The sequence below is a fragment of the Mesorhizobium sp. M0029 genome (assembly GCF_040323735.1).
GTDB lineage: Bacteria > Pseudomonadota > Alphaproteobacteria > Rhizobiales > Rhizobiaceae > Mesorhizobium.
Map to the genome: position 1 here is coordinate 198034 of NZ_JAMYVF010000002.1, position 26433 is coordinate 224466.

At 63.6% G+C, this 26433-nt stretch carries 22 protein-coding genes; 9 read left to right on the forward strand and 13 right to left on the reverse strand.

Features of this window, described 5'->3' with window-relative positions:
- The 3 genes from NKJ76_RS04180 (at position 1) to NKJ76_RS04190 (ending at position 3174) form a co-directional block, all read left to right on the forward strand.
- Positions 1–1479, forward strand: coding sequence for a YcjX family GTP-binding protein (locus NKJ76_RS04180; protein WP_352536827.1), 1479 nt, complete (start codon positions 1–3; stop codon positions 1477–1479).
- Entirely contained in the window at positions 1476–2543 is a 1068-nt protein-coding gene (locus tag NKJ76_RS04185; protein WP_352536828.1) for a YcjF family protein, read from the forward strand. Before NKJ76_RS04180 ends, NKJ76_RS04185 begins: the two co-directional genes overlap by 4 nt.
- Before the next feature lie 82 nt (positions 2544–2625).
- Positions 2626–3174 carry a hypothetical protein gene (locus NKJ76_RS04190; RefSeq protein ID WP_023673495.1) on the forward strand — a complete coding sequence of 183 codons (549 nt, stop codon included), beginning with the start codon at positions 2626–2628 and terminating at the stop codon, positions 3172–3174.
- Between the two features lie 343 nt (positions 3175–3517).
- Here NKJ76_RS04190 and NKJ76_RS04195 read toward each other — a convergent pair whose 3' ends face one another.
- The 3 genes from NKJ76_RS04195 to NKJ76_RS04205 all read right to left on the reverse strand — a co-directional run bounded on the left by NKJ76_RS04195 (position 3518) and on the right by NKJ76_RS04205 (position 6226).
- Positions 3518–3784, reverse strand: a complete 267-nt coding sequence (locus NKJ76_RS04195; RefSeq protein WP_023673496.1) for a hypothetical protein — start codon at positions 3782–3784, stop codon at positions 3518–3520.
- 183 nt (positions 3785–3967) lie between these two features.
- Entirely contained in the window at positions 3968–5176 is a 1209-nt protein-coding gene (locus tag NKJ76_RS04200; protein WP_352536829.1) for an MFS transporter, read from the reverse strand.
- 60 nt (positions 5177–5236) lie between these two features.
- A complete protein-coding gene (locus NKJ76_RS04205; RefSeq protein ID WP_352536830.1) occupies positions 5237–6226 on the reverse strand; it encodes an AraC family transcriptional regulator in 990 nt (329 codons plus the stop codon).
- A gap of 160 nt (positions 6227–6386) precedes the next feature.
- Here NKJ76_RS04205 and NKJ76_RS04210 point away from each other — a divergent pair, with 160 nt between their 5' ends.
- Entirely contained in the window at positions 6387–8234 is a 1848-nt protein-coding gene (locus tag NKJ76_RS04210; protein WP_023748742.1) for a monovalent cation:proton antiporter-2 (CPA2) family protein, read from the forward strand.
- A complete protein-coding gene (locus NKJ76_RS04215) occupies positions 8234–8782 on the forward strand; it encodes a DUF924 family protein (RefSeq protein ID WP_352536831.1) in 549 nt (182 codons plus the stop codon). The genes NKJ76_RS04210 and NKJ76_RS04215 overlap by 1 nt, the downstream gene beginning before the upstream one ends.
- On the opposite strand, the gene folK is transcribed toward NKJ76_RS04215, so the two are convergent.
- The 3 genes from folK to folP form a co-directional block, all read right to left on the reverse strand.
- Positions 8779–9297: a 2-amino-4-hydroxy-6-hydroxymethyldihydropteridine diphosphokinase gene (gene folK / locus NKJ76_RS04220; protein ID WP_352536832.1), complete on the reverse strand. Its 519-nt coding sequence runs from the start codon at positions 9295–9297 to the stop codon at positions 8779–8781. The genes NKJ76_RS04215 and folK overlap by 4 nt on opposite strands.
- Positions 9281–9640, reverse strand: a complete 360-nt coding sequence (gene folB, locus NKJ76_RS04225) for a dihydroneopterin aldolase (protein WP_023673502.1) — start codon at positions 9638–9640, stop codon at positions 9281–9283. The genes folK and folB overlap by 17 nt, the downstream gene beginning before the upstream one ends.
- A gap of 71 nt (positions 9641–9711) precedes the next feature.
- A complete protein-coding gene (gene folP / locus NKJ76_RS04230) occupies positions 9712–10557 on the reverse strand; it encodes a dihydropteroate synthase (RefSeq protein WP_352536833.1) in 846 nt (281 codons plus the stop codon).
- 178 nt (positions 10558–10735) lie between these two features.
- Here folP and NKJ76_RS04235 point away from each other — a divergent pair, with 178 nt between their 5' ends.
- Together NKJ76_RS04235 and NKJ76_RS04240 are read left to right on the forward strand one after the other, a co-directional pair.
- Positions 10736–11356 (forward strand): DUF922 domain-containing Zn-dependent protease, encoded by a 621-nt coding sequence (locus NKJ76_RS04235; protein ID WP_352536834.1) that lies wholly within the window; start codon positions 10736–10738, stop codon positions 11354–11356.
- 232 nt (positions 11357–11588) lie between these two features.
- Entirely contained in the window at positions 11589–13073 is a 1485-nt protein-coding gene (locus tag NKJ76_RS04240) for an MDR family MFS transporter (protein WP_352536835.1), read from the forward strand.
- A 20-nt stretch (positions 13074–13093) separates the two neighbouring features.
- Here NKJ76_RS04240 and NKJ76_RS04245 read toward each other — a convergent pair whose 3' ends face one another.
- The 3 genes from NKJ76_RS04245 to NKJ76_RS04255 all read right to left on the reverse strand — a co-directional run bounded on the left by NKJ76_RS04245 (position 13094) and on the right by NKJ76_RS04255 (position 15045).
- Positions 13094–14125, reverse strand: coding sequence for an NAD(P)/FAD-dependent oxidoreductase (locus NKJ76_RS04245; RefSeq protein WP_352536836.1), 1032 nt, complete (start codon positions 14123–14125; stop codon positions 13094–13096).
- Between the two features lie 104 nt (positions 14126–14229).
- Complete coding sequence (locus NKJ76_RS04250; RefSeq protein ID WP_023707481.1) at positions 14230–14550, reverse strand: 2Fe-2S iron-sulfur cluster-binding protein; 321 nt, start codon at positions 14548–14550, stop codon at positions 14230–14232.
- 156 nt (positions 14551–14706) lie between these two features.
- Positions 14707–15045, reverse strand: a complete 339-nt coding sequence (locus NKJ76_RS04255; RefSeq protein WP_023688665.1) for an Hpt domain-containing protein — start codon at positions 15043–15045, stop codon at positions 14707–14709.
- A 313-nt stretch (positions 15046–15358) separates the two neighbouring features.
- Between NKJ76_RS04255 and NKJ76_RS04260 the strand changes: the two genes are divergently transcribed.
- The gene (locus tag NKJ76_RS04260; protein ID WP_352536837.1) at positions 15359–21568 is read left to right on the forward strand and encodes a kinesin; all 6210 of its coding nucleotides are present in this window, start codon (positions 15359–15361) and stop codon (positions 21566–21568) included.
- A gap of 256 nt (positions 21569–21824) precedes the next feature.
- A complete protein-coding gene (locus NKJ76_RS04265; protein WP_352536838.1) occupies positions 21825–22316 on the forward strand; it encodes an RNA ligase family protein in 492 nt (163 codons plus the stop codon).
- A gap of 34 nt (positions 22317–22350) precedes the next feature.
- Here the strand turns inward: NKJ76_RS04265 and NKJ76_RS04270 are convergent, their stop codons facing one another.
- Genes NKJ76_RS04270 through NKJ76_RS04285 form a run of 4 tightly spaced genes read right to left on the reverse strand, consistent with a single transcriptional unit; the run spans position 22351 to position 26425 of the window.
- On the reverse strand, positions 22351–22992 hold the full coding sequence (locus NKJ76_RS04270; protein ID WP_488494663.1) for an ABC-type transport auxiliary lipoprotein family protein: 642 nt from the start codon (positions 22990–22992) through the stop codon (positions 22351–22353).
- Positions 22993–23029: 37 nt separating this feature from the next.
- On the reverse strand, positions 23030–24403 hold the full coding sequence (locus NKJ76_RS04275) for an MlaD family protein (RefSeq protein ID WP_023708614.1): 1374 nt from the start codon (positions 24401–24403) through the stop codon (positions 23030–23032).
- A gap of 14 nt (positions 24404–24417) precedes the next feature.
- Entirely contained in the window at positions 24418–25236 is an 819-nt protein-coding gene (locus NKJ76_RS04280; RefSeq protein WP_488494662.1) for an ABC transporter ATP-binding protein, read from the reverse strand.
- A gap of 1 nt (position 25237) precedes the next feature.
- Positions 25238–26425 (reverse strand): MlaE family ABC transporter permease, encoded by a 1188-nt coding sequence (locus NKJ76_RS04285; protein WP_023708615.1) that lies wholly within the window; start codon positions 26423–26425, stop codon positions 25238–25240.
- Positions 26426–26433 lie beyond the last annotated feature (8 nt).

A 26433-nucleotide genomic window follows, 5' to 3' on the forward strand; every position in this document is an offset into this window, starting at 1 on the left:
TTGGCATCATCGCTGACCACTTTCACCGACGAAGCGAGAATTGCCCTGGATACGCTGTCGGGGCGTGCGAGCGGGCTTTTTTCGCCGTCGCTTCGGCTGGGCGTCACCGGCCTGTCCCGGGCCGGCAAGACGGTGTTCATCTCGGCTCTCGTCCACAATCTCATCCATGGCGGGCGACTGCCGCTGTTCGAGGCGCAGAAGTCGGGACGGATCGCGCGCGCCTTCCTCGAGGAACAGCCGGACGATGCCGTGCCGCGTTTTCAGTACGAGGACCATATCTCCGCCCTGGTCAACGACCGCATCTGGCCGGACTCGACGCGCGCCATTTCGGAACTCAGGCTCACCATCGAATATGAGTCTGCCTCCGGTTGGAACCGGATGTTTTCCAGCGGCCGATTGTCGGTCGACATCGTCGACTACCCCGGCGAATGGCTGCTCGACCTGCCGCTGCTCGGCAAATCCTTCGCAGATTTTTCGCGCGAGGCGTTCGAGATGGCGATGCTGCCGGTGCGGGCCGACCTGTCGCAGGACTGGCGGGCGCTGTCGGCGAGGATCGAACCCAATGCCGACGCCGACGAGATGACGGCGCGGCGCCTCGCCGAGAGTTTTGCCGCCTACCTCAAGGCCTGCAAGCTCGACGAGCGGGCGCTTTCGACCTTGCCGCCCGGCCGTTTCCTGATGCCTGGCGACCTCGAGGGATCGCCGGCGCTAACCTTCGCGCCCTTGCTGCTCAAGGGTGAGAAACGGCCGCGGTCCGGCTCGCTGCAAGCGATGATGGAGCGCCGCTACGAGGCCTACAAGACGCATGTGGTGAAACCGTTCTTCCGCGAACACATCACCCGCCTCGACCGCCAGATCGTGGTGATCGACGCCATGCAGGCGCTGAACGCCGGCCCCGGCGCGATGGCCGACCTGGAACGCGCGGTGACCGAAATCCTCTCCTGTTTCCGTCCTGGCCGAGGCAATTTCCTCACCGACCTGTTTTCACGCCGCATCGACCGCATCCTGGTTGCCGCGACCAAGGCCGACCATTTGCATCACGAAAGCCATGACCGGCTGCAGGCAATCGTGCGGCGGCTTGCCGACCGCGCCGTGGCGCGGGCAAATTTCACCGGCGCCGATGTCGACGTGGTCGCCATGGCGGCGGTGCGCGCGACGCGCGAAGGCACGGTCAAGCAAGGCCGCGAAACCCTGCCGGTGATCATCGGCACGCCGCTGAAGGGCGAGAAGATCAACGGCGAAACCTTTGATGGTAAAGCCGAAACCGCCATATTTCCCGGGGACTTGCCGGAGAAAATTGACGCGGTTTTCGACGTTTCCGAAGCCGACCACCGGCAGAGCAGCGACGATCCGGCGATCCGTTTCGTGCGCTTTCGCCCGCCAAAGCTCGAACGCACCGCTGAAGGCGTCACGCTGTCGCTGCCGCATATCAGGCTCGACCGCGCCTTGCAGTTCCTGATCGGAGACCATCTGGCATGACCGCGCCCCGCAGACCGGCAGCTTTCCGCATCGAGCCGGAGGCCGAACCGAAGCAGGAAACGCGCCGCCCCCATGCCGAGCCGCCGGCACGCAAGTCGCGCGCCGTCGTCGTGCCGGCCGAGATCGATGTCTTCGACGAACCCGACATTGTCGCCGCCGAACCGCCGCCGGCGACCGCGCCGCGCAGGCGCTCGCTGTTTGCCAGCCTGTTTTTCGGCGCGGTCGGCGTGCTGGTTTCGCTCGCCGTCGGCCTGTGGACCGACCAACTCATCCGCGACCTGTTCGAGCGCGCAGAGTGGCTGGGGTGGCTGGCAGCGGGAATGGCCGCAATTGCCGTGTTGGCGCTCGCGGTCGTGCTGGTGCGGGAATTCCTGGCTATTGCCCGGCTGGCCGAGGTCGAAAAACTGCAAAAGCGGGCGCTCGATGCCGTGGCGCGCGACGATCCGAAGGCTGCAAGGGCCGTCGTCGAAGAGCTTTCGGCCTTTGTCGCTGCGAAACCCGAAACCGCGGCCGGCAGGCGCTCCCTGGCCGAATTGCGCGGCGAGATCATCGACGGCGGCAATCTGGTGCGACTGGCCGAGGCCGAGATTCTCGGGCCGCTCGATGCGAGAGCCAAGGTGATGATCCTCGAAGCAGCCAAACGCGTGTCGCTGGTCACCGCCGTCAGCCCCCGCGCACTCGTAGACGTTGCCTATGTCGTGTTCGAGGCCGGGCGCCTGATCCGCCGCTTGTCCGAACTCTACGGCGGCAGGCCGGGCACGCTGGGCTTTTTCCGGCTGGCGCGCAGCGTTCTTGCCCATCTGGCGGTGACCGGCTCGATCGCCGTCGGCGACAGCTTCGTCCAGCAGATCGTCGGCCATGGCCTTGCCGCCCGGCTGTCGGCGAAACTCGGCGAAGGCGTGGTAAACGGCATGATGACGGCGCGTATCGGCATCGCTGCCATGGAGACGGCGCGGCCCCTGCCCTTCATTGCCGGCAGGCGGCCGGGTATGGGCGATTTCCTGTCGGCGCTGACCTCGTTTGCGGCCAAAAAAGAGAATGAAGCACCCGCCTTGAGCAAGTAAACGCCCTCTCGCGGTCACCAAGCATTAACCAATCTTGTTCATGGTCGTCCAACAACAGCCTCCTTGTTGCCGGGTGTCGTCTATGAAAAGCGTAATCTTGTCCTGCGTCCTGCCCCTGGTCGCGCTTGCAGCACCTCTGGGCCCGACCGGGAAAGCCTTTGCAGCGGAGCCCGACAAGCAGTTCTTCCGCACCGTTGAAGGCAAATGGGTCGGCCCGGGCGAAATCATCGCCGGCAAATACAAGGGCACGAAGTTCACCTGCAGCTTCGACGGCTCGACGCCGGACAACAAGACCGGCATGACGCTCGATGGCGACTGCCGCGTCGGTGTCTTCACCCAGAAAATGTCGGCGACCGTCGAGCGCAAGGGCCGCGACTACAAGGGCAATTTCATGGGCGGCGCCGCGGGGTCGGGCCTGGACATCATCGGCGGCAACGTGGTCGATGCCCGCAAAGTCGTCTTCACCATCAACCGCAACCAGCTGCGCGGCGTGATGCAGGCCCGCATTCCCGACGACAATTCGATGACGGTGACCATCGCCGTGCGCGTCGACCAGCAGCTGGTGCCGGTCATCGGTATGAGCCTCAAGCGCGTCGATGCCGTCGAAGTTGGCTCCATCGCCAAAAACTGACTCTCAAGCGGTTCCCCCAAAAAGCGCGGAACGGGGTTGCACTGCGCGATAGCTGAGCGATTCCGCTCAGCTCGATGTCGGGAAATGACAGGCCACCTTGCGGCCGGGTTGGCGCTCCTCAAGCACGGGCCGCTCGGTGCGGCACCTTTCTGCCGCGATCGGACATGTGGCGCGCAACCGACGATGTCAGCGTCTCCGACGGCCCAAGCCACAGCAAGGCCAACGTGTCAGGGTCCTGTGCGTGCCGGCGGTCCTCCGTGTCAGCGCGATGCGCTTTAAGAACACCAGCAAAAAAGGCGGCGGCTACTCGAGCCACCGCCTTCCTCAATTTCCGAACGAAGAATCAGCCCTTGATGGCGGCCGTCAGCTCGTCATAGGCCTTGCAGGCGTCGGCCGGCGTGGTGGCGCCCTGATATTTGGTCGTCACAGCCTGCACCTTGGCGGTCAGGTCGGCGGCCTTGGTCGGATCCTTGGTGATCGCTTCCTGCAGCGCGGCGGTCATTTCCTGCGCCTTCTTGGCCGCGATTTCCTGCGTGCATTCAGGCGCCTTCGAACAGGCCGATGCGGCAAGCATGGCGACACCCACGCCGACGAGCAAAAACTTCTTCATGTCAGTCATTCTCCTCACGAAGGCAGAACTTGATCGTCGCTGCCTTCCAACGGCCGAAGCCTGGCGTCCCATAGCCGCCGACTGCGGCAAAACGCAACGTGTGCGGCGCATAAACTTGTGCAGCGCTGCTGCAACGGCGCGGACGGCCTGATTGAGGCCGCCCGTGTCAGACGAAGCAAGGTTTCAGCCACGAGGCTGCAGCAGCGCCAGTGCGGCCGTCGCCGCGGCAAGGACGGCGGTTAGGGTCAAAGGCCCAGTAGCGCCATAGGTGTCCACGACATAACCGCCGACAACCGCGCCGACGGTGATGGCAACCTGGAAGGAAGTGACCATCAGGCTGCCTGCTGCTTCCAGCGCATCAGGCGCCGCGCGGGACATATTGGTCGGCAGCACCACCGGCGCCATGCCGAAGGCGAAGCCCCACAGCGTAACAAAGCCGAAGGCAACGCCGGTTTGCGCGCCCCAAAGCACCAAAGCGAGTGCCGCAAATGCCATCAACGCGGCGGTAACTGCGAGGGCCATGTGGATGTTGGTGTCGGCCAGGCGGCCACCGGCAATATTGCCGATCACAGCGGCGATGCCGAACCCGAGCAGCGCCAGGGCAATCGGCCCGGTTGTGAGGAGCGTCACCTGTTCGAGGAAGGGGCGCACATAGACCGAGCCGGCAAAATGCCCGGTCATCAGCAGAACAATGGCAAGCATGCCGAGTTGGATGCCACGCCGCCGCGTCAGCCGAAAGACGTCTGCAAGGCTGTTGCTTGCCGTTGCAGGCAAGGTCGGCAGGCTGAGAAGCTGCAGCAGCATGGCAAGCGCGGCCAGCCCCGCCGTCATGGCCATGGCGCTGCGCCATCCCAGCCAGTCACTGATCAACGCACCCATCGACGGCGCGGCAATGGTGGCGAGCGAGACGCCGAGGGTGACGATCGCCATGCCGCGACCTGTCGCATTGGCGCCGACCAGCCGCGCCACGACGGCAACGGAAAGTGCCCAGAAAGCGCTAAGAGCGATCCCCAACCCGGCCCGGCCCAGCAACAACAGCCAGAAATTGAGCGCCAGCGCCGCAAGAATATTGGAACCGACCGCCAAGGCCATGAGGCCAACCAGCACCGCCTTGCGGTTCAATCGGCCGATGAGAACATTGCTCAACATGGCCGTCACGGCGCCAACGGAAGCGGTGGCGGTGACGACCTGTCCGGCCGTTCCCTCGCTGATGCCGAGATCGCGCGCCATCGGCGTCAACAGACCTGCCGGCAAGAACTCGGCTGACACCAGGGCAAAGCTGGTTGCCGCCAATGATAGGACCGCGAACCAGGTGGCCGCGCTCCACGCGGCTGGTGCATCGGCATCAAGGCCGATGGCGGCGTCTTCAAGCTGTAATGTTGTGTCAGTCACGGGAAGATCTCCAAAGTTTGGAGATCTTAGATAGGCGAGTCCGTCCGGATGTTATGTACCTTAAAATCCGAAATTCATATCCATTCGTCCGGGAGTTGTGCGACGCACAACGCCTGGCGAGACATTGGTGATGCGCTTGAACGCGCGGGCGAAGGACGCCTCGGAATCATAGCCCAAACGGGTAGCGACTTCGGCAACAGACAAGCCGTTTTGGCCCAGCAATTCGCGGGCAAGCTGCATGCGCAGGCGGGCGAGATAATGTGCGGCACCCTCCCCCAATACCGCGCTGAAGCGCTCGGCGAAAATCGAACGCGATTGGCCTGCCACACCGGCGAGGCTTCCCAGCGTCCAGTTGTGGCCGGGGTCGCGGTGCATGGCCGCCAGAGCGCGGCCTATATGGGGGTCGCGGATGGCTGCGAGCCAACCGGTGGTCGAGGCGCCGTTGCAATTGACCCAGCACCGGATGAGCCTGGCTGTCAGCAAATCCGCCATACGCGACAGGATGGTGGCGCTGCCCATCTGCGGTTGCGCGGCCTCCACCGTCATGGCCGCCAGCAAAGGGCCGACCATCGGGTCATTGCCGGCCACGTCGCAACCCTTGATGAGAGGCGGCATCAACGTGATCAACGGATTGAGCGCATAGGAGCCGAGAGACATGGAGCCGCAGAAAAGGGTGCTTGTCGCGCCCGTTCCCTGCCGTATCACTTCGCAAACGTTGCCGCCCAACTTGATCACCTGGCAGCCCTCGAGCGAATCGCCCACCACGTCCGGCGCACTCGCCAGCCGATGGGCGATGCCTTGCGGCAGCAGCACCAGATCGCCATCGCGCAACTCCTGCCAGTCTTGCGCTTCGGTGTGAATCCAGCATGGACCCTGGCCGACAAAGTGAAAACGAAGCAGTTGTTGTTGCGGAAAGTCTATGCTCCATGGGTGCCGGAGTTCGCAGCGGCCATAGTTGACGCCACTCAAGCGAAAGTCTTGCAGAACTTCGCTGAGCGCATCCATCGGGATATGTGGCAGCGGCGACGGCCGGGACGAATAATCAGGCATTTGTCAGATATAGATACCGGCCGTCCGACAGGCAAGCGCAGACTGTTGTTCCACCGGGGAATCGCTGCCGCGGCACCCTACCCATCCTGGCAGGCTTCCCGCCCTTGCCTCCCGCTCCCAGTGCATGCAAGGAGTGCTGTCGGACACAGGGACAAGAGGCATGGCAGCGGAAGCATCGGGCAGCGATCTCATTCAGGTGGTGGCGCTGCTTGCCGCAGGCGTCGTCGCCGTTCCGATCTTCAAACGCATGGGGCTGGGCTCGATCCTCGGCTATCTCGCCGCGGGCGTGGTCATCGGCCCGTTCGGTATTGGCATTTTTTCCGAATCGGAAGCCATCCTGCATGTCGCCGAACTCGGCGTGGTCATGTTCCTGTTCATCATCGGGCTGGAGATGCAGCCGTCGCGGCTATGGGGCCTGCGCCGCGAGATTTTCGGCCTCGGCGCGCTGCAGGTCGGCGTCTGCGCCTTGCTGCTCACCGGTGTTGGTCTCGCCGGCGGCTTTCCGATCGCGCAATCCTTCGTTGCCGGCGCCGGCTTTGTCCTGACCTCGACGGCGATCGTCATGCAGCTTCTGGAAGAGCGTGGCGAGATGGCCAGCCCCAAGGGCCAGCGCATCGTGTCCATCCTGCTGCTCGAGGATCTGGCAATCGTGCCGCTTCTGGCGCTGGTCGCCTTCCTGGCGCCGGGCGGCAGCGAGATGACCCTGCAGCAAAGGCTGACCGAAATCGGCATCGGTCTTGGCGCCATCGTCGGGCTGGTGGTGGCCGGCCGCTATCTGCTCAACCCGTTCTTCCGCATCCTGGCCGACGCCAAGGCGCGCGAAGTCATGACGGCGGCAGCCCTTCTGGTCGTGCTGGGGTCGGCGCTGGTCATGCAGCTTTCCGGCCTCTCGATGGCGATGGGCGCCTTCCTCGCCGGCGTGCTGTTGTCGGAATCGACCTTCCGCCACCAGCTGGAGGCCGACGTCGAGCCATTCCGCGGCATCCTGCTTGGCCTTTTCTTCCTCGCCGTCGGCATGTCGCTCGACCTACATGTGGTGGCCGACAACTGGCGGCTGATCGCCGTCTATGTCGTCGCCTACATGGCGATGAATGCGCTCGGCATCTACCTCGTCGCCCGCTTGCTGAAGAGCGGTCATCGTGAAGCGCTGGAACGCGCCGTGATCATGGCGCAAGGCGGCGAATTCGCCTTCGTCCTCTATTCGGCCGCAGCGGCGGTTGGCATCATCGACAGCCGGGCCAACGCAACGCTGACCGCGATCATCATCATCTCCATGGTGCTGACGCCGCTGGCCATCATTGCGCTCAAAAATGTGACGCCGCGCGACGAGCAGTCGCTTGAAGGCGTCGACATCGCCGACGGCCTTACTGGCAGTGTGCTGGTCATCGGCTTCGGCCGTTTCGGCCAGATCGCCAGCCAGCCGCTTTTGTTGCGCGGCATCGATGTGTCGATCATCGACAATGATGTCGAAATGATCCAGGCGGCCGCCGATTTCGGCTTCAAGGTCTATTATGGCGACGGCACGCGGCTCGACATTCTGCGCGCCGCAGGTGCAGGCCGCGCGCGCGCCGTGCTGATCTGCGTCGACAAGCCGGACGCCGCCGTGCGCATGGCGGAACTGATCAAGGCGGAGTTCCCGCTGCTGACCGTCCTGGCACGCGCGTACGATCGCGGCACCGCGCTCTCGCTCATCCGCGCCGGCGTCGACTTCCAACTGCGCGAGACCTTCGAATCGGCCCTCGTCTTCGGCGGTTCCGCGCTCGAGGTTTTGGGCGTCGAGCCGGAAGATGTCGCCGATGTCATCGAGGATGTGCGACGGCGCGACAATGCCCGACTGGAGACGCAGCTGGCCGAAGGCGTCCGCGCCGGGCAACGTTTCCTCAGGGGCAATACCGGCACGCCGATCCCGACGCCGCTGACGCAACCGCGCCGGCCCGGCCAGGCGCTGAACGAAGAGACGGCCGGCGTGCTGCACAAGCCGGAGCCCGCCGATCAGGGGGAAAGCTGATGACCGCATTGGATGAGCGCGCGCTCGCCGTCACAAAATTCTGGCGCGAGGCCGGCGAAGACGCGTGGTTCGAGAAGAACGACGCCTTCGACGCGAATTTCCGCAGCAGGTTTCTCGACCTGCACTTTGCCGCCGCGCGGCGCGAGTGCGACGCATGGTCGGAGCATGCCGAGGGTTCGCTGGCGCTGATGATCCTGCTCGACCAGTTTCCACGCAACTGCTTTCGCGGCTCAGGCCATATGTACGCCACCGATCCGCTGGCAAGGCACTTTGCCGCCAAGGCGATTGCGGCAGGCCATGACCTTTCGCTGGAAGAAAACCTTCGCGTCTTCCTGTACCTGCCCTACGAACATTCGGAACTGCCCGCCGACCAGGACAAATCGGTCGAACTCACCACCGCCAGGGCGCCGAACTATGTGAAATACGCGGTCGAGCACCGCGACATCATCCAGCGCTTCGGCCGCTTTCCGCACAGGAACAAGATGCTTGGCCGCGAGACGTCGGCGGACGAACAGGCATTTCTCGATGGCGGCGGCTTCTCCGGTTAACCCAGCCACCAATCGCGGCCGGAAGCCAGCCGCTCTATGCCTGACGTATCGACGGCGCTGAGCCGCTCGTTGACGCTCCTGCCGCCCACCGTCAAATCCGGCGCGATCTCTGCCAAGGGCGCCAGAACGAAGGCGCGCTCCAGCATCCGGGGATGCGGCACCTCCAGCCCGGTTTCGTGGATGATGCGGTCGCCGAACACCAATATGTCGATGTCGATCAGGCGCGGCCCCCAGCGCTCCTCGCGCACCCGCTTCAGCTTGCGCTCGGCCTCGAGGCAGAGGTCGAGCAGCGCCCTTGGCGCCAGCGCGGTCGAGATTTCGGCAGCGGCGTTGAGGAAATCCGGCTGGTCGAGCTTGCCCCAGGGCGGCGTGCGATAGAGCGAGGAGACGGCGATTACACGCGTGTTCTCGTCGGCGTCCAGCAGGCGCAGCGCCGTGGCCATCGAGGCCGAGGGATCGCCGAGATTGCCGCCAAGGCTGAGATAGACCGTGTTATTGCTACTCTGGCCAGACAACGGTCACCTCGACGTAATCGAGCACGCCGGGCACCGGTGCGTTGGGCTTGCGCACGGTGATCTCGGCCTTCCTGATCTGCGGAAACCGTGAAGTCAGCGCCTTCGCTACTTCGAGCGCCAGCGCCTCGATCAGGAAACGGCGATGTCCAGTGACGATCTTTTCAATCACCGTGAAGGCGATGCCGTAATTGACGGTGTCCTCGATGGAATCATCCTCCAGTGGGCGGCTGGGCTCGACCGTCAACTCGGCATCGACATAAAAACGCTGGCCAAGCGCCTCTTCCTCATCCAGCACGCCGTGCCGGGCAAAGAAGGCGCAGTTCTTCATGCGGATGACGTACATTTCTTAGTGTCCTGGCATTTCTTAGTGTCCTGGCATTTCTTAGTGTCCTGGCATTTCTTGGTGTCCTGGGCTCAGCGTCCGGGCTTTTCACGCGCCAGCATAGCATCGGCGACGGCCAGTGCGTCCATGTTGATTGCGACATCGTGAACGCGAAACAGATCGGCGCCCTTCAGCCTCAGGATGACACTGGTGGCTGCCGTCCCGGCGGCGCGCGCGCCGGCTTCGCGGCCGGTGACGGTGCCGATGAAGCGTTTTCTGGAGGTGCCGGCCATCAAGGGAAAACCGAGCTCCTTAAGCTCGGAAAACCGCGCCATCAGGTCGAGGTTTTCCTCAGCCGTCTCCTTGGCGAAGCCGAAGCCGGCATCGAGTACGATATGATCGTCCGCGACGCCGCTGCGCCTGGCGATTTCCAGCGAAGCCTTGAGGAACAAAAACTGGTCGGCGATGACATCGGGCAGTTTTTGCCGCCCGCGCCCGGTATGCATGATGACCAGTCCGGCGCCGGTCTCGGCGGCGACGCGGGCGATGCCGGGTTCACGCTGCAAGCCCCAGACATCGTTGACGATATGCGCGCCGGCGGCGACGGCGAGGCGCGCGGTTTCCTCGCGATAGGTGTCGACCGAAATCAGGGCTTCGCCTGAACCGGCGAGCGCGGCGATCACCGGCAGGATGCGGGTCTGCTCTTCTTCAGGCGTCACGGGCGAGGCGCCGGGGCGCGTCGATTCCCCGCCGATATCGACGACGGCGGCGCCTTCTTCCACCATGCGGTGCGCCTGCGCCACCGCCTGGTCAGGCGTGATGAACAGTCCGCCATCCGAAAAACTGTCCGGCGTGACATTGAGAATGCCGACCACAATGGCTTTCTCGCCAAGGTCGAGATGGCACTTATGCGCCAGTTGCCATCGCCTTGTCGTCATTGTCCTTCAACCATGTGTCTCATTGGCATGTGGCTCATTGGCATGTGGCTCATTGGCATGTGGCTCATTGGCATGTGGCTCATCGAGCGCTTGCAATCCATCAACGATGCGTGATCGGTGGAAGATCAATTCCGTTGCGCCGGCAACGGCCGTAAAGCAAGGTGAGTGAAGAGGCAACATGATGAAACGACCCCTGCTCTGCGCCATGATGCTGGCTTTGACCGTCCTGCCGGCGAATGCTGCCAATCTGGTGAAAACCTACAGCTATTTTGCCATCGGCGGCAGCACGCTCGATGACATCGAGACGCAACTGTCGAAGCATGGACCCGAGGTGAAAAGCACCGGGATGCGGCATCCAGGCGCCACCCAGATGGCGTTCACCACCCGCATCAGCTACGCGCAAACCGCAGACACCTGCCGCATCGCCAAGGCCGCCGTTACCGTCAAGGTCAAGGTCATCCTTCCGGAGTGGCGCAGGCCGCGCAAGGCCGATCCCGATGTCAGGCTGTTCTGGGACACCCTGTCGGCCGACATCAAGCGCCATGAGGAGCGTCATGTCGAGATCGCCAAGAACCACGGCCGTCTGCTCGAAGACGCGCTGAACGCGAGCTTTGCGCAAAAGACCTGCGCCGGGGCAAAGGCGAAGGCGGCGCAGATCACCGCGGCCGAACTCGCCAGGCATGACCAGGACCAGTTGCGCTTCGACCGCGTCGAAGGCGTGAATTTCGAAAGCCGCATCCTGCGGCTGCTGCGCTACCGCATGCAGCGCGTCCAGAACGGCCAGCTTCCGCCCGGCTGAACCACAGGGCTGATACCAAGCCAATTCTGCCGAAACATGAGGCCAGCCCCAGAAAATTTTCGGGCAAAGGTCGAAATCGGCCTATACGGGACGACATATGTCAGGCTCGCAAGATATGTCAGGTGGCAAGGCTCGAGCTTCGAAACACCAGATCAAGACCAATCGAGGCGGCGTATAGCGGAGCGGCCATTGGCGCCGCGCAATCGCTCGCAGACACTGTGGATGCACTGATATGGACCAGGCTGTCGACAAGCCGGCTAGGGTGGCGCCCGCCGCGCCGCTTACGGAAAGCGAGAAGAACGTCATCATCGCCGGCATCCTTTTGTCGATGCTGCTGGCGGCGCTCGACCAGACCATCGTCGCGCCGGCCATGCCGACCATCGGCCGTTCGCTCGGCCACGCCGACTACCTGCCGTGGATCGTGACCGGATATCTCCTGACGGCGACGGCCATGGCGCCGCTCTACGGCAAGATTTCCGACGTCTATGGCCGCCGGCCGACCGTCTATGCGGCGATCCTGATCTTCCTTCTGGGATCGCTGGTCAGCGCCATGGCCCCCAACATGTTCGTGCTGGTCATCGGCCGGGCGATCCAGGGTGCGGGCGGCGGCGGCCTGTTCGCCCTGGCGCAGATCGTCATCGGCGACCTGGTGCCGCCGCGCGAACGCGCGCGCTATGCCGCCTGGATTTCGGGCACCTGGGCTGTCGCCAGCATCGCCGGGCCTTTGCTCGGCGGCGGATTTGCCGAACATCTCCATTGGTCGCTGATCTTCTGGATCAACATCCCGCTCGGCATCTTGGCCATGGCCATCATCAACAAGCCGCTGCGCAAACTGCCGGTCGCCGCAAAGCGGCATCGCATCGACGCGCCGGGCGCGCTGCTTCTGGTGGTGGCGACGGCATTGCTGCTTTTGGCCCTCAACTGGGGCGGCAGCGCCTATCCATGGGCTTCGCGCGAGATCGTCGGCCTGCTCGCCTGTTCGGCGGTCTTCTGGGCTGCGTTCGCTTTGCGGCTGATGCGTGCGGCCGAGCCGCTGATCTCGCTTGAAGTGCTGAGCAATCCGATCGTGCTTGCCGGCACGGCGTCGATGTTCCTGCTGCAGGCCGCCAATATCGGCCTGTCGGTGTATCTGCCGGTCTATCTGCAGTCGATCATCGGCCTGTCGGTCAGCCAGTCGGGCCTTGCCATGCTCGGCCTGCTGCTCGGAACGGTCGCCGGCGCGACGTTCAGCGGCCGCACGATACCGCGCTTCTTCCACTACAAGCGTATCGCCATGGTCGGCGTTCTCTTCGCCATTATCTGTCTTGGCGTGCTCAGCCTGGTCGCCGGCCGCGCCTCGCTGCTGGTGGTCGAGCTCTTGACCATCTGCATCGGCCTTGGAAGCGGCACCACCTTCCCGGTCGCCACCGTATCGGTGCAGAACGCCGTCGACCGCGCGCATCTCGGCGTTGCCACCGGCGTGCTGACCTTCCTGCGTTCGCTGGGCAGCGCGCTCGGCGTCGCCATGCTCGGCGCCGTCGCGCTCGGCTATGGCCTGCCGCTTGCCGGCGAAGGCGCGCCGGCTGCCGGACAGATCGTCTCGGCGACGCCCTTCATGATGATCTTCCTTGCCGCGGCCGTCACGCTCGTGCTGGCGCTGATGACGCTGGCGCTGATGCCGGAGAAGTCACTGCGCGGCCGCGACGACACCGAGGCGCCAGTCGTTCTGGTGGAGTGATTCGGAAAGCCCTGTAGGACCTACTCCACGACGCCGAGCTTCTTCTGCAGGCTGGTCGACGACGTCGTGTACTGGAAGACGATGCGCTCACCGGGGCTGATGATGCGCTTGGCGGCCTGCGCCATCAGCGCCACCTCGTGAAAACCCGACAGGATCAGCTTCAGCTTGCCTGGGTACCAGTTGATGTCGCCGACGGCAAAGATGCCTGTCACCGAGGTCTGGAATTTCTCGGTATCGACCGGAATGAGGTTCTCATGAAGGTTGAGCCCCCATTCGGCGATCGGGCCGAGCTTCATGGTCAGGCCGAAGAACGGCAGCATGCGCGTGCACGGCACCTCGATGTCGCCGTCAGGCCCGCCCTTGATGGTAGCAGAGGCCAGCTCGCCGTCGGCGCCGGTCAGGCCGCTCACCTGGCCGACCCGGAACTCCAGCTGCTTCATCTCCTGCATGGCATACATCTTGTTGACGCTGTCGGGCGCCGCCCTGAATTCCGCGCGTCGGTGGACCAGTGTGACGCTTTTTGCCACCGGCTGCAGGTTCAGCGTCCAGTCGAGTGCGGAATCGCCGCCGCCGACGATGACGATGTCGTGGCCCCGGAATGCCTCCATACGGCGCACCGAATAGAAGACGCTCCTGCCCTCATAGGCCTCGATGCCGGGAATGGGCGGCCGTTTGGGCTGGAACGAGCCGCCACCGGCGGCGATCACCACCACCTTGGCTTCGAACACCTCGTTCTCGTCGGTGGTGACCCGAAATGAGCCGTCGTCCAGCTTTTCCAGGCTGGAGACCATGCGGTTGAAGGTAAAATCCGGCTTGAACGGGTGAATTTGCTCGAGCAGTTTGTCGACCAGCCCTTGCGCCGAGATCGAGGGCCAGCCTGGAATGTCGTATATCGGCTTTTCCGGATAGAGTTCGGCGCATTGGCCGCCCGGCCGGTCGAGGATATCGATCAGATGGCACTTCATGTCGAAGAGGCCGAGTTCGAACACGGCGAACAGGCCGACCGGCCCCGCCCCGACGATGAGTGCGTCCGTCTTGATTACATCGGTCATGCCAGGCGAGCCTCATTGTCAAACTGGGGCGAAACTGGCGCGAGACTGCATGAGCATTGGCCCGCTGCCAAGCGGCGGCGGGAAAAATCAGATGGTACGGGAGATCAACCCTGGCGAGCTGGCACGCGCACGACGAGGCCGTCAAGCGCGTCGCGCACCTTGATCTGGCAGGACAGGCGCGAGTTCGGCTGGACGTCATAGGCAAAGTCCAGCATGTCCTCTTCCATCGCCTCCGGCTCACCGACTTCGGCCGTCCAGGCTTCGTCGACATAGACATGGCAGGTCGCGCAGGCGCAAGCGCCGCCGCATTCTGCCTCGATGCCCGGCACCGCGTTGCGGATCGCATTCTCCATGACGGTCGAGCCGTTTTCGGCCTCGACATCGAAAGGAGTGCCGTCATGGGCAATGAAGGTCAGCTTGGTCATTTATCACCTGAAGGGAGTCCCAGCCGAGATAATCACTCCACCGGACAAGTCAACTGCGGCGCGAAAGCGCCGCTTTGTGACGTTTTTTCGGAAAGCTGGCCAAAGCACGCCTGGCCCCGTCGATTCATCCCGGTGGCCGCTGCCGAGCGGCAGCCATTACCGGCTGATGGCGGCGATGAAATCGCGCACTTCCTCGATCAGGGTGCCGAGGCGCTTGAGGATGCGCGCATCTTCCGGCTGCTGTTCGATCGAGGTGGCGCAGTCGGCGATGGCAAAGGCGCCGACCCCGCGCGCCGAACCTTTCAGCCCATGCGCCAGAAGCAGTCGCTCCCTGACATCGGCATCGACTATTCTGTCGCGGACGGAAAGCGCCTGCTGTACGAACAGTGCCAATACCTCCTGTTCGAGGGCGCGATCGCCCATTGTCTGACGGGCCAGATGGGCCAGATCCACTGGGCGCGAACGGGCCGGTCCCGACGCATCGCCGCCCGGCATTGAGAAGGCAATGCCGCTTTCACCGCGTACCAATTTGAAACTCCTTGTGCCGATCGCCGAAAAAACTAGGCGATTTCCGTCGCCAACGCGTTAATGAATGGGCTGGAAAATTGTTGCCGTTGAGGCCGTTAGATCACGTTGTCGTTAACCTTATATTTAAAGTTTTACGTATCTCGCGGAATGCATGTTTTCTTTACCCCTGTGTGTCATTACGATACGAAGGTCCATTTTCAGCCTCCTGCGTGGGATAAGACGAGCCAGAATCAGGCAAAAATAAGAAGTCCCTCGGCAGCTAGTACAGGGTAGCGAAGGCATGGCGAAGAAACCAACGACGACCAGAACTCTCGACAGCGACGTAGCCAGGGAACTCGAAAAGGCACTAGACCTCGATCTCAGCGGAGACGGCAGCGGCGATCTCGATATCGCGGCGTCGATGGAAGATCTGGAAGCGCAGATATCGCAGGCCGCGGACGAACTGGCGCGCGAAGGCCGCCCCCAGAAGTCCGCCCCCGCTCAAAACGCGCCCGTCCAACAAAACCAGAGTGCGAAGCCGGCAGCCAAGCCCGCCGAGCTGCGCCCGGTCGAATCGCGCAACAGCGCCCAGCCAGCCGGCTTCAAGCCGGCAAACGATGACCGCCAAAAAGATTACAAGACGCTGCTGCACAGCCTCAACCGGCGCGCGTCGAGCACGATCTATTGGGTCGTGGCGTTCGTGTCGCTGGCCTGGATCGCCGGCGCCGGCGGCCTCGCCAATCTGCTGTTTGGCCCCAGCATCTGGAAAATTCGTACGTTCGATCAAATCCTGGCCCGCCCTGAACTGATCGGCCTGGCGATCGCGGCAATCATACCGGTCGTCCTGTTTTGGGCCTTCGCGGCGATGATCCGCCGCGCGCAGGAAATGCGCATTGCCGCGCAGTCGATGACGGAGGTGGCTTTCCGCTTGGCGGAGCCGGAAAACCTCGCCCAGGATCGCGTGATGATGATCGGCCAGGCCGTTCGCCGTGAAGTGGCGGCGATGGGCGAAGGCATCGAGCGCACGCTGGCGCGCGCCGTCGAGCTCGAAACGCTGGTCCACAGCGAGGTCAACCAGATCGAACGCTCCTATTCGGAGAATGAATCGCGCATCCGGTCGCTGGTCGACGGGCTGGGCAGCGAGCGCGAAGCCGTCGTCACTCATGCCGAGCGCGTGCGCGCCTCGATCACCGGCGCGCATGAAACGCTGAAGGACGAGATCGGCGCCGCCTCCGACATTATTCGCGACTCTATCCTCAACGCGTCGACCAAGCTGTCGATGACGATCACCAATTCCGGCGACACGCTGATTGACCGCATCAATGAAAGCTCGATGTCGATCTTCGATTCGGTCGAAACCCGGCTGGATTCGATCACCGACCGGCTGTCGACATCGGGCGAAGCCTTTGCTTCGCTGCTCGACACCCGCATCGCCAAGCTGACGGACACCACAGACGGCCTGACCCGGTCGCTGACCGACCTGCTCGACGACCGCACCACCGGCATGGTGTCGCTGCTCGGCGGCGCCGCCCGCACCCTGAGCTCGGAATTCGAGTCCAGCCTGAACGGCATCGAGCGGACGCTGGCCGAGCGCGGCCAGGCGCTGATCAGCGAATTCCAGACCCGTGCCGAAGCACTCGATACCGGCACGCAGAAGCTCAACGCCGCGCTCGAGGCGCGCGCCCGCCAGATCAACGAAACGCTGGTCGAGCGCGCCCGCGAGATCGCCCACACCTTTGCCGAGAGCAAGGATCATTTGTCGGCGATGATCGATCAGGGCAAGACCCAGATCGGCGCCGACATGGCCGACATCGTCTCGTCGACCTCGTCGATGCTCGAAGCCCGCGCCAGCGATTTCGCCGGCCGCATGGAAGCGGCCCGCCATGTCGTGTCGCGCTCATTCGACACCGATATCCAGCGTCTTGCCGATGCCCGCGTCGGCATCGAGGACGCCGTCGAAAACCACAGCCGCAAGCTGTCCGAAAGCCGCGAACGCATGGCGGCTGCCATGCAGGCGGACCTGGCGAAGTTCGCCGAGGGCCGCGCCGGCATCGATGCGGCCGTAACCAACCAGGTGCAGAAGCTGGCCGAAGGCCGCAACCTAATCTCGCGCGCCCTGGAAGAGGATCTACGCAAGGTCAACGAGTCGCGCGCCGCCATCGACGCGTCGCTGGGCAGCCATCTCGAGCGGCTTGAAGAAGGCCGCAACCGGCTCAACCAGGCATTGCATGAAGACTCCGGAAAACTGGTGCAAGCCCGTACGATCATTGACGAAATGGTCGCCGGGCATGTCGGTAAACTGGCCGAAGGCCGCAACATTCTGTCGCGCGCCCTGGAAGCCGATCTCGGCAAGCTCGCCGACAGCCGCGCCTCCATTGACGGGCTGGTCGCCGGCCAGGTTGAAAAGATCGCCGAAGGCCGCGCCATCCTGACCAAGGCGCTCGAAAACGACATTATCGGCATCAAGGGCGTGATCGAGAACCACTCGGCGAAACTGGCCGAGGATCGCACCGAACTCAGCAAGGCGCTGGAGAACGACCTGTCCGGCATCAGAGTCCTGCTCTCCGACCATTCGAGCCGGCTTGCCGACGATCGTGGCCTGTTGTCACAGACGCTCGAGGCCGACCTCGCCAAGCTCGCCGAGAGCCGGTCGAGCATCGACGGGCTGGTCGCCGGCCAGGTCGAGAAGCTGGCCGAGGGGCGCGATATCCTCAAGCGCGCGCTCGAAGCCGACCTCAACACCATCAAGGGTGCCATCGCGGGTCATTCCGACAAGGTGGCGGAAGAGCGCGGTCAGCTTTCCAGGGCATTGGAGGCCGACCTGCAAAATGTGAACAGCCTGATCGCCGACCACTCGAACCGGCTTGTGCAGGATCGTTCGACGCTATCCCAGGCGCTTAAGGATGACCTTCAGAATGTTAACAGCCTGATCACCGACCACTCGAGCCGGCTTGTCCAGGATCGTTCGACGCTATCCCAGGCGCTTCAGGACGATCTGCACAATGTCAGCGGCATCATGGCCGATCATCAAAACAGGCTCGTCCAGGACCGTTCGGCGCTCTCAAAGGCACTGGAAGACGACATCGCCAAACTGGCGGAGAGCCGCTCCAGCATCGATGGGCTGGTCGCCGGACAGGTCGAGAAGCTCGCCGAGGGCCGCGACATCCTCACACGGGCGCTCGAAGCCGATCTCAATGCGATCAGGAGCGCCATTGCCGACCAGTCGCAGAAGCTGAGCGAAAACCGTGGCGAGTTCGCACGGGTGCTGGAAGCGGATTTGGAAAATGTCAACAGCCTGATCGAGGGTCACAGCGACAAGCTCGTCCGGGATCGCGCGACGCTGTCGAAGGCTCTCGAGGACGACCTCGCCAAGCTGGCCGAGAGCCGGTCGAGCATCGACGGACTGGTCGCAGGCCAGGTCGAGAAGCTGGCCGAGGGGCGAGACATCCTGAAACGTGCGCTGGAAGCCGACCTGCAGAAGCTGTCGGCAAGCCGCGGTGAGGTTGACGACATCATCGCCGGCCATGTCGGCAAGCTGGCCGAAGGCCGCAACATGTTGACCCAGGCGCTGGAAGACGATCTGGCAAAGCTCGCCGACATTCGTAAGGATGTCGACCGCTCGCTGTCGGGCCATATCGACCAGATTGCCGGCAGAAGCACCGATATCTCGGCGGCAATCGCTGCCGATGTCGAGAAGATCGAGCAGGCCTTCAGCAAGCAGACCGGCATCATCGAAGAGCGCGCCGGAACCATGGAGCGCGCGTTGTCGGTGGGTGTCGACAATGTCCGCAGCGTGCTCGAAAAGAGCGCCGTCTTCGTTGCCGGCGCGCTCCGCGAGAAGGTGATGGAAGTCACCAGCGCGCTGCACGAACAGGCCGGTGCTGCCTTCAGTGACGCGGACCGCAAGATCGCCGAGCGTGCCGAGCAGACCTCGGCCGCCCTTTTGGCCCGGGCCGAGGACATCGCCCGCACCTTCGAGGACGCGGATCGCCGTCTGCACGCCCGTGCCGAGGACACGTCGAGCGCCCTGATTGCTCGCGCCGAGGATACGACGAATGCCTTGCTTGCTCGCGCCGAAGACACAACGAGCGTGCTGCTTGCCCGGCACGACGAGACGTCGAACTCGCTGCTCGCCCGCGCCGAAGAAACGGCCGGACGGCTGGCTGCCCGCGCCGGCGAGATCGCCGGCACGTTCGACGCCGCCGACCAGAAGCTGGTCGCCCGCGCGGTCGAGACGGCGCAGTCGCTGGCCGACCGCGCCGGCGACATCCTGCGTAACTTCGAGGGTGCCGACCAGCGGCTGAGCATGCGCATCGGCGAATCCGCCGAAGCGCTGGCCGCCCGCGCCTCGGACCTTGGCCGCATCTTCGACGCCGCCGACCAACAGCTGATCTCGCGCATCGCCGAGGGTTCGGACGCGCTGTCAGCCCGCGCCACCGAGATCAGCCGCATCTTCGACGAGGCCGATCACCGCCTGGTGTCGCGCATCGCCGACTCCACTTCGACGATCGGCGAGCATGCCGACAACATCGTCGGCGCCTTCGCCAGCACCGAGCAGCGTGTTGCCGAACGTGCACGCCAGACCGGCCAGGAACTTGCCGTCCACGCCCGCGAGATGGAGCAGGCTCTTGCCGGCGCCGATGAGCGGCTGGCCGCGAGCGTTGCGTCCGCAGCTTCGCGCGTCGAGGAACAGGTCGCCAACGTCGAGAACCGCCTTCTTTATACGACGGAGACGATGGGCCAGAAGCTCAACGAGCAGGTTTCCAGCGCAGAAGCTCAGCTGATCTCGCGCGCCAACACGATTGCGGAGACTTTTACCGCGGTCGGCCAGCACATCGGCCAAAGCACCAACGACGCTGCCAAGACAATCGGCACCAATACCCGCGAGCTCAACACGATGCTGGCGGCGCGTTCGGCCGAGATGGCGAAGATCCTGGACGAAACCGCGCGGCCGCTGGTCGAGCGCTTCGCCCAGGGCGGCTCGGAACTGCAAAAGAGCATGGAAGAGGTCACCGAACGCGCGACCGAGAAGCTGCGCAGCGAAAATGCCGCCCTCGTCAACGCGCTCGCCAGCCGCACCGCCGAAACGCTGTCGGCCGTCGAAGGCGCGCGCTCGTCGCTCGCCGATAGCGTCGCCGACCTCATCGGCCGCATGAGCGTCTCCAGCTCGCAGCTTGGTGAGCTGATCGAACAGGCGGCGATCAACCTCGGCCAGGTTGACGAACGTCTGAGCGGCAGCACGCAAAGCTTCGCGGCAACCACCGAAAAGGCCGCGCAGACCTTCGCCAGCTCGGCACGCCTGGTCGATTCGAACACGACGCGGCTTACCGAACTGTCGTCGTCGACCCTGCGCGAAGTGGCCTCGATCGCCACCAAGTTCGACGAGCACAGCCGCTTGCTGTCCTCGGCTTCGGATCTGTTGAGCTCGGCGCAGAGCAATCTGGAGCACACGCTTGAGCGGCAATCGTCGCTCGAAGATCTCGCCGTCGGCCTGGTCAAGAAGTCGGAAGACCTCGAGAAGGTGATGCGTTCGTTCGAAAACCTTGTCGGCCAGACGATGCAGAATGCCGAAGGCAAGACGCTGGCATCAGCCGACAAGATCCGCATCGCCATAACGGAAGTGGTCGATTCGGCAACCAGCCGGTTCGCCGATGCGACCGAGGAGATGCGGCGCACCGCAAGCTCGATCAAGAGCGAGCTCGACCTCACCCGCGCCGAGCTCAAGAAGGGCGTCATCGAGATGCCGGAAGAGGCCAAGGAATCGACCTCGGCGATCCGCCGTGCCGTTGCCGAGCAGATCAACGCGCTCAAGGAACTTTCGGACATCGTTGCGAAATCGGGACGCGGCGGCGACAATGCCGAACCGCGCGCCCTGCGCCCGGCGCCGCAGGCGCCAGTGCAGCGCCCGGCCGAGCCGGTACGCCGCCCGCCGCCGGCGCCACAGCCGGAGCGCCCTGCTCCGCAGGCGCCGCTCGGCGGCCTGCGTGGCACGCTCGATATCGAACGCCCTGCCGAAGCACCGCGCCAGCGCGACGCCAACGCCCGCACGCCGCAAGGCGGGTGGGTGCGCGATCTCCTGACCGGGGCATCGCGCGAGGAGGAAGTCGCCAGGCCGGCAGCGCCCGCGGAAGCACCGCGCGCAACTCCCGCCCAGCGCTCGCCGCTGCATGTCATGGAGTCGCTCAACTCGCTCTCGGTCGATATCGCCCGGGCGATCGACCACGACGCCTCTATCGAGCTGTGGAACCGCTACCGGCGCGGCGAGCGTGACGTGTTCACGCGCCGCCTCTACACGCTCAAGGGCCAGCAAACCTTCGATGAAATCCGCCGCAAATATCAGGCAGAGGCGGAGTTCCGCGCCGCTGTCGACCGCTACTGCGACGATTTCGAGAAGCTGCTCAAGGACGTCTCGCGCAACGACCGCGACAACATCATGGCGCAGACCTACCTGACGTCGGACACCGGCAAGGTCTACACCATGCTGGCCCATGCGAGCGGCCGTTTGCACTAGCTACGATTGCTGCATCAAAATGAAAAAGGCGGGAAATTTCCCGCCTTTTTCGTTTGTCATGGATCGAACAATGACGAGCGCAAAGAACTCAGGCTGCCCTTGCTGGCGCGATGGGCTGCAAGCTATGCCTCCAGCATGAGGAAATACGGTCGCACCTTTCATCTGCCGATATCGGTCGGAGCCACCAGCGACGACAAGGTCATGGCGTCGCTTGAAGGACTAAGGGTGGCTGATCTTGTGGTCACCGAGAAGATGGATGGAGAGAACACAACCCTTCATCGCGATGGCTCTCACGCGCGCAGTCCATCATCCATCCCGAGACTGGCTGAAGGCATTTGCAGCAAATGTTTCACCGCAACTTGCTGACGATGAACGGATTGTCGGCGAGAACCTCTATGCCCGACATTCGGCTGCGTATGATGCGCTGCCGTCATTTTTTCTTGGCTTTGCATGGATCATCGGGACCGAGATTCAACCGTGGGATTTGACCCTGGCCCGGTTTGAGGAACTGGGCATCACTCCTGTTCCCACGCTCTATCGTGGGCCTTTCAGCCCCAACCTCTTCGATAATCTGGCTGCGTCCCTGGATAAGGCCAAGCAAGAAGGCTTTGTGGCTAGGGTTGCCGAAGCATTTGCTGAGGCAGACATGCCCATTCGCATGGGCAAATATGTACGGGCAGGACATGTCCAGAGTGAAACCCACTGGATGAAGGCAGAACTGGTCACCAACCGTCTGGCAGGCGGCTAAGGTTCCTGGGTCTCAAGCGCCTCGCCGGGTTCGCTCAGATCACCGAGTCCGTCCAGCTCACGATATCCTTCGCCGCCTCGCCGAAGGCGCTGTCGAGCGCGCTGACATAGGCCGGATTGCCGCTGCCCGAGACGGGAGCGGATGCGGTGAAGCTCTTCGAGGCGCGCACCTCGCCGTTGCGGTCGTTCAGGATGCGCACGAAGAGATTGACCTCGGCATGCTCGCCACCATTGACGCGGACTTCGAAGGAGCGGATCTCGACGATCACCTGGTAGTCGATCGCCAGCCCCTCGCCCGGCTTGCCGACGCCGGCAAAGCTTCCGGAGCGCTGGAAGGTTTCGGCGAGCCTCGCCTGCACGATCAGCGGCAGCCGGTCGGCCCATTGCGCGCCCTTGAGATACTGGATCGAGCGATCTGACGGCTTGATGACGATGTTCTGGCTGTCCAGCGCCTTGAGCGCGGAGGGCTGGGCGATCAGGATCTGGCGGCGGCTGTGGCCATGGGCGTCGATCGACGGGGCGGACAGCTCGAACGTATCGAGTGGCGCCGGCTTGCCTCCCAACGCCGCGCAACCAGCCAGCGTCAGGCCAAGCAAAACGGCCGCCGATTTATACCCACCCAACCCGAACGTCACGCGTGATCCCCACTGTCCCCGGATCGTATGATGAATCCGCATCCGCGGTCCATGTAATTGCTGCGGGCGTGCACGGAAGTCAACGCCGTGCCCTGCCATCGAACTGCCGGACCTCACCGTCGCCGCCCGACAGGATGCGCTGCGGGTTGCGGCTGAGATCGGTCACCGCCTCTTCGATGCGACTGATCGAACGCCGGCTGTCCTGGACCAGCGCCTCGACATTCGACAGGCCCTGGCCCGAGAAGCGCGCGATGTTGTCGGTGATCGTGCCAAGCCGGGCGTTCAGCGTGTCGGCGACCTGCTTGAACGACTTCAGCGTGTCCCTGGCATCGGCCATGACGCCGTCGGCTTGGCCCGAACCGAGCAGCGTATCGACCCTTTTCAGGATGCCGTCGACGCGCACCGAGGCATCGTTGAGGCGCGACGCAAGCTGTTTGGCGTCCTTGATCGTCTCGTCGATGTCGTCGGCCCGGTCGGCGAACTTGTCGGTCACCTTGGCGATGTCGGCGGCGGCCTTGTTGGCATTTTCGCTGGCCTTCTGAATGTTGGCGAGCGCCACGCGCACTTGTGCCGGATCGATGCCGTCGAGCACATTGTCGACCTTGGCCAGCGTGCCTTGCGTGCGCGTGGCGAAATCGTTGACCGAGCCGACCGCGGTATCGACGTTCTTGATCACGCCGTCGAGCTGTCCGCTGGTCTCCTTCAGATTGGCGGTGACGGCGTCCACATTGGCGACGATGCTCTTGATCTTGTCCTTGTCGACGGCATTGAGCAGGCCTTCGGCAGCCTTCAGCGTGCCGTCGAGCTTGCCGGAAACACCCTTCAGCTCATCCGACAGCGCGCTGACGGCGGTCAGGAACTTGTCGATGCCGTCGGCATTCCTGGCCAGCGCATCGGAAAATGTCTGGGCGTTCTTGACGGTCTGGGTCAGCGGCCCGCGCACATCCCTGGTGAAACCTTCGAGTTCGGAAAGCACCTTGTCGGCACGGGTGAAGATATTCTGCGCAGTCTGCAGCAGGTTGGTGACCGCCGATGGATTGGCGACGATCTCGGCGGTCCTGCCTTCCTTTGCCGCCTCTTCCAGGAGATTTGGTTCCTTTGGATCGGCGCCCTTCAATTCGATGTTGACCTGGCCGGCAAGGCTGGCGATGCCGATATCGGCCTGCGTCGATTTGGTGAGCGGCGTTGTCTGGTCGATCTCGGTCGTAGCAATGGCGGCATTGGGGTCATTGCGGTCGAAATAGACGCGCTTGACCACCCCGACCTTGACGCCGTTGAACAGCACCAGACTGCCGGGGCCGAGGCCGGAGGCCGAACCCTGAATGCGCACGCGCAGCTCCGCCGTCTCGCCGCGATCACCGATCTGGGCGGTCCAATAGACGAACCCGAACGCCGCCAGGATTGCAGCCAGGGTGAAAATGCCGACAATTACGTAGTTGGCTCTGGTTTCCATTGCCCCACTTATGTCTATGCGCGCGCGGCAAGATCAAGTTGCCGAGCCCGTTTTCCGCGGAAATAGGATTTGACCCACGGTTCTTCGCTTTTCAGCATGTCGCCGATCGTGCCTTCGACCAGGATTTTCTTGTTGCCGAGCACCGCCACGCGGTCGCAAGCGGTAAACAGCGTGTCGAGATCGTGCGTCACCATATAGACCGTCAAATCCATCGTATCGCGCAGCTTGACCACTAGTTCGTCGAATTCGGACGCGCTGATCGGGTCGAGGCCGGAAGTCGGCTCGTCGAGGAAGACGATATCGGGGTCGAGCGCCAGCGCCCGCGCCAGGGCGGCGCGCTTGATCATGCCGCCCGAAAGCTCCGAGGGAAATTTTTGCGCGGCGTCCGGCGGCAGGCCGACCAGTTCGATCTTGAGCAAGGCCAGCTCGTCCATCAGTTTCTTCGGCAGATCGAGATATTCGCGCATCGGCACCTGCACGTTTTCCTGCACGGTCAACGCCGAAAACAGGGCGCCGTGCTGGAAAAGCACGCCAAGCCGCATATCGATGCGCAACCGTTCGATGTCGCTGGCCTTTTCGAGGTCGAGACCAAACAGCTTGATCGTGCCGGACTGCTTGTGCAGCAGGCCGAGAATCGTGCGCAGCAGCACCGATTTGCCGGCGCCCGAGGCGCCGACGAAACCGAGGATTTCGCCGCGCTTGATGTCGAGCGCCAGTTTGTCGAGGATCAGCTTGTCGTCCAGGGAAACGGTGATATCGCGCACCGACAGCACGATATCGTCTTCTTCCATTCCCTGCACAGCTTTGGTCGCCTTTGAGTTTCTGTGCATCATGTCAGAACTCGATCGATGCGTAGAAGATGGCAAAAAGGCCATCGAGGATGATGACGACGAAGATCGATTTCACAACCGAGGCGGTGACGTGCAGACCCAGCGATTCGGCGCTGCCGCCGACCTTCATGCCTTCTACGGAAGCAATGGTACCGATGATCATGGCCATGAACGGCGCCTTGATCAGCCCGGCGAAGATGGTGCTGATATCGATTGCCCCGCGCAGCCGGTCGATGAAGGCCGTCGGCGCAATACCGGAATAAAGCCAGGCGGCTAGGATGCCGCCGCCAAGAGCGGCAAAATTGGCGACGATGGTGAGACAGGGCAGCGCGATCACCAGCGCCACCAGGCGCGGAAACACCAGCACGCCGATCGGGTTGAGGCCGATGACCTTCAGCGCGTCGACCTCCTCGCGCATCTTCATCGAGCCGATCTCGGCGGTGATGGCGCTGCCGGAGCGGCCGGCGATCATGATGGCGGTCATCAGCACGCCGAGTTCGCGCAGGATCAGCACGCCGACCAGATCGACAACGAAAATGTTGGCGCCGAAATAATTGAGCTGGTAGGCGCCCTGCTGGGCGACGATGGCGCCGACGATCGCCGACATCAGCACCACCACGGGGATGGCGCCGACCCCCATGCGATCGATCTGGTTGAAGATCGCCGCCGGATTGATGGCATGGCCGCGCCCGAGCTTCATCTGGGCGCCGCCGATGGTGGCGCCGAGGATGTTCATCGAGGCGAGGAAATCATCGCGCATCTCATAGATGCGGCGGCCGACCGCCTCCAGCCCGCGGAGGATGATGTTGGGGCGCCGGACGCCGCGCGATTCGGGCTCGCGCCGGACAGCTTCGCCAACGGCGCCGAGCAGGATCGAGGCGACATCGCTTTGCCCCTGCATCTTGATCTCGACACCCTTCTTTTCGAAGACACTGACCAGGCGATCGATCAGCCAGGCGCCGGCGGTGTCCATCTTCTCGATGTGGGAAAGATCCAAAGCGAGCGTCTGGAAGCCTTTGCGCTGCTCGATCTTGCGCATCTCGGCGTCGATCAGCGCCACTGTCGTTGTCGTCCAGATGCCGGAGAACGCGCAGCCGAGGACGCCGCCCTCCTCGCCGACCGCAACGCGGGGCTGGTGGTCGGCCTCCTTGGCGGCGTTGCCGCTTGCGTCGCGTTTGCCGATGGTCAACATGGCGTCCT

Bases quoted from the DNA above. Each gene is read 5' to 3' on its own strand.
- NKJ76_RS04235 (WP_352536834.1), top strand. From the start codon at position 10,736: ATGATGAAACGACCCCTGCTCTGCGCCATGATGCTGGCTTTGACCGTC.
- NKJ76_RS04185 (WP_352536828.1), top strand. From the start codon at position 1,476: ATGACCGCGCCCCGCAGACCGGCAGCTTTCCGCATCGAGCCGGAGGCC.
- NKJ76_RS04255 (WP_023688665.1), bottom strand. From the start codon at position 15,045: ATGCCGGGCGGCGATGCGTCGGGACCGGCCCGTTCGCGCCCAGTGGAT.
- NKJ76_RS04245 (WP_352536836.1), bottom strand. From the start codon at position 14,125: ATGACCGATGTAATCAAGACGGACGCACTCATCGTCGGGGCGGGGCCG.
- NKJ76_RS04270 (WP_488494663.1), bottom strand. From the start codon at position 22,992: ATGCGGATTCATCATACGATCCGGGGACAGTGGGGATCACGCGTGACG.
- NKJ76_RS04215 (WP_352536831.1), top strand. From the start codon at position 8,234: ATGACCGCATTGGATGAGCGCGCGCTCGCCGTCACAAAATTCTGGCGC.
- NKJ76_RS04285 (WP_023708615.1), bottom strand. From the start codon at position 26,425: ATGTTGACCATCGGCAAACGCGACGCAAGCGGCAACGCCGCCAAGGAG.
- NKJ76_RS04205 (WP_352536830.1), bottom strand. From the start codon at position 6,226: ATGCCTGATTATTCGTCCCGGCCGTCGCCGCTGCCACATATCCCGATG.
- NKJ76_RS04250 (WP_023707481.1), bottom strand. From the start codon at position 14,550: ATGACCAAGCTGACCTTCATTGCCCATGACGGCACTCCTTTCGATGTC.
- folB (WP_023673502.1), bottom strand. From the start codon at position 9,640: ATGTACGTCATCCGCATGAAGAACTGCGCCTTCTTTGCCCGGCACGGC.
- NKJ76_RS04190 (WP_023673495.1), top strand. From the start codon at position 2,626: ATGAAAAGCGTAATCTTGTCCTGCGTCCTGCCCCTGGTCGCGCTTGCA.
- NKJ76_RS04195 (WP_023673496.1), bottom strand. From the start codon at position 3,784: ATGAAGAAGTTTTTGCTCGTCGGCGTGGGTGTCGCCATGCTTGCCGCA.
- NKJ76_RS04210 (WP_023748742.1), top strand. From the start codon at position 6,387: ATGGCAGCGGAAGCATCGGGCAGCGATCTCATTCAGGTGGTGGCGCTG.
- NKJ76_RS04265 (WP_352536838.1), top strand. From the start codon at position 21,825: ATGGAGAGAACACAACCCTTCATCGCGATGGCTCTCACGCGCGCAGTC.
- NKJ76_RS04260 (WP_352536837.1), top strand. From the start codon at position 15,359: ATGGCGAAGAAACCAACGACGACCAGAACTCTCGACAGCGACGTAGCC.
- folP (WP_352536833.1), bottom strand. From the start codon at position 10,557: ATGACGACAAGGCGATGGCAACTGGCGCATAAGTGCCATCTCGACCTT.
- NKJ76_RS04275 (WP_023708614.1), bottom strand. From the start codon at position 24,403: ATGGAAACCAGAGCCAACTACGTAATTGTCGGCATTTTCACCCTGGCT.
- NKJ76_RS04280 (WP_488494662.1), bottom strand. From the start codon at position 25,236: ATGATGCACAGAAACTCAAAGGCGACCAAAGCTGTGCAGGGAATGGAA.
- NKJ76_RS04240 (WP_352536835.1), top strand. From the start codon at position 11,589: ATGGACCAGGCTGTCGACAAGCCGGCTAGGGTGGCGCCCGCCGCGCCG.